General features: G+C 63.2%; 5 protein-coding genes and 1 pseudogene. 4 read left to right on the top strand and 2 right to left on the bottom strand.

Features of this window, described 5'->3' with window-relative positions; all coding sequences use genetic code 11:
• A pseudogene (locus EN984_RS21765) lies at positions 1–262 on the top strand (helix-turn-helix transcriptional regulator); the annotation flags it as partial.
• A gap of 24 nt (positions 263–286) precedes the next feature.
• On the opposite strand, the gene EN984_RS21760 reads toward EN984_RS21765, so the two are convergent.
• Complete coding sequence (locus EN984_RS21760; RefSeq protein ID WP_127271743.1) at positions 287–904, bottom strand: LysE family transporter; 618 nt, start codon at positions 902–904, stop codon at positions 287–289.
• A 131-nt stretch (positions 905–1,035) separates the two neighbouring features.
• Positions 1,036–2,172, bottom strand: coding sequence for a helix-turn-helix transcriptional regulator (locus EN984_RS21755; protein ID WP_127271745.1), 1,137 nt, complete (start codon positions 2,170–2,172; stop codon positions 1,036–1,038).
• Positions 2,173–2,583: 411 nt separating this feature from the next.
• Between EN984_RS21755 and EN984_RS38920 the strand changes: the two genes are divergently transcribed.
• The 3 genes from EN984_RS38920 (at position 2,584) to EN984_RS21740 (ending at position 4,872) form a co-directional block, all read left to right on the top strand.
• The gene (locus tag EN984_RS38920) at positions 2,584–3,906 is read left to right on the top strand and encodes a YadA-like family protein (RefSeq protein ID WP_245456832.1); all 1,323 of its coding nucleotides are present in this window, start codon (positions 2,584–2,586) and stop codon (positions 3,904–3,906) included.
• Between the two features lie 103 nt (positions 3,907–4,009).
• Positions 4,010–4,588, top strand: a complete 579-nt coding sequence (locus tag EN984_RS21745) for a hypothetical protein (protein ID WP_245480096.1) — start codon at positions 4,010–4,012, stop codon at positions 4,586–4,588.
• Positions 4,589–4,656: 68 nt separating this feature from the next.
• Positions 4,657–4,872, top strand: coding sequence for a hypothetical protein (locus tag EN984_RS21740; protein WP_127271747.1), 216 nt, complete (start codon positions 4,657–4,659; stop codon positions 4,870–4,872).
• Positions 4,873–5,293 lie beyond the last annotated feature (421 nt).

Genomic DNA, 5,293 nt, shown 5'->3' with positions numbered 1-5,293 from the left:
CGCCGCGACGGCGGTGAGCGCCAGTTCCATGGTGCCTTCGCCAACCCTGCTTGCCGGCCTGTTCGACCTGACGCCCGCCGAAGCGCGGCTGGCGGCCGCCCTTTCGCAAGGGCGGCCGTTGAAGGAGGCGGCGGCGCGTTCCAACATCACCGTGAAAACCGGCCGCACCTATCTCGAACGGATTTTCGCCAAGACCGGAACCCGCCAGCAAAGCCAGCTCGTGGCGTTGCTGAAGAACGTGGAGCTGCCCAACCGCGGCTGACAAGTGGGCGCATACACCTGTCGCTCAATGTCCAAATGCGGAGAAGCCGAGCGCCACCAGAGTTCCTCCCAATACGATGTCTGCATGCTTTCGAAAACGTGCGTAAAATCGCTGGGCGACCGGTTGGGAAATACAAAGGCCGAGAAGGCCAAACCAGGCGATGGCAATGGCAAAAACCAGCACAGCCAAGGATAGGTGCATTGCCCCGCGCGCATCCAAGTTCAGTGTGGAGGACGCGAAGAACAATGCGGTGGCAGGGTTTGCCACTGCCGTGACAAAGCCCAGCCGAAAGTATCGCGTGATTGGAACGGGCTTCGGCACGTCGAAGCCAACCTTGATCGACAGCGCCCGCCGCATCGAATTCCAACCGATGAAGACCAGCATTGCACCGTAGAGGCTGGCGGCCATCTGGTGTGCAAAGCCCCCTGACGGCAACGCTCCGGCGCCAGTCGCGACGATGGTCGCCAGCGAACTCGCGCCCAAGGCAACACCGGCGGCGGCAGACAGAGCCGTGGCGCGCGAAGCGGTTAGCGCGGCCTGCGTGACGACGGCGAAGTTGGCGCCGGGCAGCATTGCCACCAGCGCATAGGAAATGGCGAACGGAAGCAACCCCGCCACCACGGCGTGTCCGGTTTCGAACATCGACTTTCCCCGCATCGGCAGCGGCCCGCCGCCTCAAGGCGGGCCGCTGCAATCGAGGGCGGAACTTGCACGGAATGCTTTGCCTCCGACAGTCGGCATATGCCGACTGTCGGGTTCCAAAAACCAGGTTGCTACCTGCGCCCGGTGAGCGGTTCGGTGCTCTTGAGCAGCGCCACCAGTTCACTCTGCTGGCGGGTTTCGGTCTTGGCGAAGATACGTTCGAGATAGGTGCGGCCGGTCTTTACCGTGATGTTGGACGCTGCCGCGACCTCCTTCAGCGAGCGTCCCGATGCCAGTTCCGTCGCCAGGCGGGCTTCGGCCGGCGTCAGGTCGAATAGCTCGCGGACATACAACTCGAAGCCGTCGGGAATACGGCGGGCGACCTCCGTCACCATGACCACCGCGCAACGTTCGGACGCCAGGCCATAGGCACGGGCATCGACGAACGGCGCCACCGACAGCACCAGTCGCGCCAGGTCGGATTGCCGGCGATCGGACGGCACCAGCAGTGTACCGCCGACGCCCGGTATGACCCCGTCATGCAGCGAGCAGGCGTCGGCAACCAGCCGCTCCAGCTCCTGCGTATCCTCGGCACTGGCGGCCGCGATTGTGCCATCCCTTAATCGCAACGGACTGTCGGGCCGCGACAACATCGCTTCGGCGGCCCCGTTCATCTGTGCGATCTGCTGATGGCCGTTGATCAGAAACACGCCGAATGGCAGATGCGAAAACGCCGACGCCAGGGCCGACGTTTTCTCCAACTGCTGGCCGATCTGTCCGGCGCGCCGCATGTGCGGCACGATCTTGCGCAACAGGTCGATGTCTTCGGCGCCGAAGGCTTCCTGCCCTGGGCCGCGATCGATGCTGAGCATCCAGTGCGAGTCGTTCGACGAGAGCAGGTTGGAGACGAGGCCGTGATACATGTCGCGCGGCCGCAGCCAGTCCTGCCAGAGTTCGCGGCGGCGGAACGCCGCCACCTCCTCCGTCAGGGGCCACCGACTGACCTCTCCAAGGGGCAAGGCGGCCGATGCGGCAGCGAGCGGATCGCGCAGCAGGGCTTCGATGCCCTTTGGCGAGGTGAACTCCGGATCGAAATCGGTTGCAACAGCGTCAAAGGTCTGTGGGCTGATGCGCACGATGCAGGAGCGCGAGCCGCCGAACAGATCGCGCAGGCCGTTGACCGCATCGAGCCAGCGGCCCTGGTCATAGGCGGCCTCATAGACCTTGCCGACCACTGCGGAGACCGCTTCGATGCTGACGTCAGCCATTGACCCTTCCGGCGTTCAAGGATTGTCGTTGGGGAGAAAGCCTAAACATGCGGATCGTCTCGCGCAAGTTGTGACGCTGTGCAGCCAAGTTGTAGTGGTTCCAGGTCAAGCCCGCGAAGTATTAGAAGAAACTAATCTGTGGTTTTGGAGTCACAGCCTCGTTCAACAAGGTCGTAACCACCCGACAAAGCGACGAACAGTCGTCATATGACGACTGTTCGGGATGCCTCGCCATTGTCAGGTTCGGCTTATTGCTCGTTGGATCTCTTCCAACGCTGAGCCGAAACAATCGTTGTGGGGTGGCTGGAGAGGCATCAAGTCTGGTGCAAGGCAACCCCGCGGCGTCATTCTCGGGGGTGGATGTTGGTTTTCTCTTTGAAAATTCGCCTGTCACTAGCGCTTGCGGGGACAATGCTGCTGCTGACGACCGGCAGCGGCTTTGCGCAGTATCGCTGTCTGATAGACGACGGCACCGATGGTGGTGCGACCTCTTCCGGACCGAACAGCTTAGCGTGTGGCTCCCAGGCCAGCGCCAATCCGCCTGATCCGGCGAGCCCCACCTTTGGCTTTGCTACGGCTGTCGGAACCTTGGCCAAGGCTGAGGGGGACATATCGACCGCAGTGGGGACTTTCGCAACGGCCAATGGGCTGGGTTCCAGCGCGTTCGGTGCAAGTTCCAAGGCGACAGGCCGACTTTCAACGGCGACAGGCGCTTATGCGGAAGCAACGAGTTCGCAGTCCACCGCCACGGGCTACCACGCAATAGCGTCGGGCCCTGATGCCACCGCGACGGGACAGGGCGCCCAGGCCACGTCGCTCTATGCGACTGCGACCGGTTCGGCGAGCAAGGCCCTGGGCTACGGTTCAACGGCTACAGGCTACGACAGCCAGGCGAAGGGATCCACCGGCGAGGGAGGGGCAACGGCTACCGGAATGAGCAGCAAGGCACTGGGCGATTACTCGGTTTCGAATGGCTATTCCGCATCGGCTTATGGAGACAACAACACCGCTGTTGGAGCGCAGGCCATTACCGGCGGAACTTCAATAAACGGCTTCCAGAACAGGGCAAACACCGCCCTGGGCAGCGGCGCCTCGGCGGGCATCTCCGCCGATGGGCAGGTGAATTCGACGGCGGTCGGAGCTGGCGCCGCGGCCAATGCCTCGAATGCCTTGGCGTTGGGCAGCGGTGCGAAGGCCAATCTCGACAATTCCGTCGCCATCGGCCAGGGTATTGTGACCGACCGCACGAACCAGGTTAAGCTCGGCAGTGCCACGAACACCTATACGCTTTCGGGTGTTGCCTCGGATGCCAGCAGGGCTGAGCAGGTTGGCGTCACGCATCTGGTGACTACGGACGGTGCCGGCAATCTGGCGACATCCACCTTTGATATCGCAGCGTTGAACGACCTGCCAAACAACATCGCGGCTCTCGACGGCCGCGTCGGTGCGTTGGAGTCCGGCTTCCAGAACCTGGGCGGCGAGATCAGCGAAACCCGCACGGAAGCGCGTGCCGGCACCGCGCTGGCGTTGGCGACAGCGGGGCTGCGCTACGACGACAGGCCCGGCAAACTGTCGCTGGCTGGCGGCTTCGGTCATTTCAAAGGGCAATCGGGGCTGGCGCTCGGCCTTGGCTACAACACCAGCGAGGAGTTCCGCATGAACGCCGCCGTATCGGCAACCACCGGCCGTGGCGATGTCGGCGTCAGCGTTGGAGCCTCATGGACACTGAACTGACGCGGCCGGGATGATGCGGGGTTTGGGGCTTCAGCATTCCGTGCCGTTGCAGTGGCGGGCGCCCGGTTGGCGGACTTCGGGCGCCCGCGGTTTTTTCGCCGCATTGGCCATCGCGCTGATGGCCGCCGCGGTGCCTGCGCAGCCCGCGCATGCGCAAGCCAAGGAAAAGCGGGTGGGGCAAAAGACGGCGCGGCCTGCCGGTATCGACCGCAATGGGGTGCTGATCCTGATCCGCGGTGCGCTTTTGGCGCTCGACCAAGCCAACAAGACCGGTAACTACACCGTTTTGCGCGATCTCGGCTCGCCGAATTTCCAGGCCAACAGTGCGGCAGGGCTCGGCGACATCTTCGCCAACCAGCGCAAGCAGGCACTCGACTTCGGTGCCGTCGCGGTGCTCGAGCCGCAGCTGACCTTGCTGCCTCAGATCGAGCCGAACGGTATGCTGCATATGGCTGGCTTCTTCCCGTCGGTGCCCTTGCAGGTCAATTTCGAGCTTATGTTCGAGCCAACTGACCGGCAGTGGAAGATCTACGGCGTGTCCGTCAACCTGACATCAGGTGGCCCGCAAGCGCCCGACACGCCGGTGGCAGAGCAGTCGAAGCCGGACGCCGCCGGCCCGCCGCCGGAGGGGCCGTCGATGGCCGTACAGCCGAAGAAAGAGACCAAACCGGTCAAGCCGTAGCGTGTGGAGTGTTCATGCGCTGGTCCTGCCAAGTCCTGTGCGTAGCCTCGATGTCGGGAGCACCTGAGTTGACCGATGAAAAAAGGCTCCAGAGGTACATTTGCATACTCGACCCGACCAACGCATGGACGGTCTGGGATTGCGAGATGGAGATGCCGGCTTCACTGGGAGGCCAGCTTCTGACCGGGCGGCCGAAGGAGCGAGCCGAGGCTGCCCGCGCAATTCTGGAGCGTATCCACAAAAGCAAGATGGATGGTGGCAAGCCAAATCGGCTCCTCGATTAATCGTGCCTTCTGCGCTTCGTGGCGAGACCGCTGTCATGGTCGGCTCGGCCAGTTGGCGCGGGCTAGAGGCGGACCGTCGGCGCCGACAAGCTGATCCTTCGGATCAAGCTCGAAAGCCGGCTCTTTGCTGCTGCCGGCCATGTTGTGCAAGGGGCAACATGGCTGGCTGTGCAAGGTAGCTCGGGCCGACGGGTTTTCGTGCGGCTTGTCGCCCCACTCGCCGGTAAATTAGTCGAATGGAATGTGTATCCTCGATGTAACAGTCCGGCCACCGCAAGCGGTCATTGGCGGCACAAAGCGGCGGACCGTCGTCATTTGACGACTAGGAAAGCCGGCGGCATTCGATCAGCCATTGGCAGGAAACACTGACGATCGCTTCGGCTCCCGCCGAGGGCGATCTGTCGGGATCGGGGCTGGGGCA

The sequence above is a fragment of the Mesorhizobium sp. M7A.F.Ca.CA.004.12.1.1 genome (genome assembly GCF_003997835.1).
GTDB lineage: Bacteria > Pseudomonadota > Alphaproteobacteria > Rhizobiales > Rhizobiaceae > Mesorhizobium.
This window is presented reverse-complemented; position numbering and strand designations above follow the sequence as displayed.

Bases quoted from the DNA above. Each gene is read 5' to 3' on its own strand.
- EN984_RS21760 (WP_127271743.1), bottom strand. From the start codon at position 904: ATGTTCGAAACCGGACACGCCGTGGTGGCGGGGTTGCTTCCGTTCGCC.
- EN984_RS21755 (WP_127271745.1), bottom strand. From the start codon at position 2,172: ATGGCTGACGTCAGCATCGAAGCGGTCTCCGCAGTGGTCGGCAAGGTC.
- EN984_RS38920 (WP_245456832.1), top strand. From the start codon at position 2,584: ATGCTGCTGCTGACGACCGGCAGCGGCTTTGCGCAGTATCGCTGTCTG.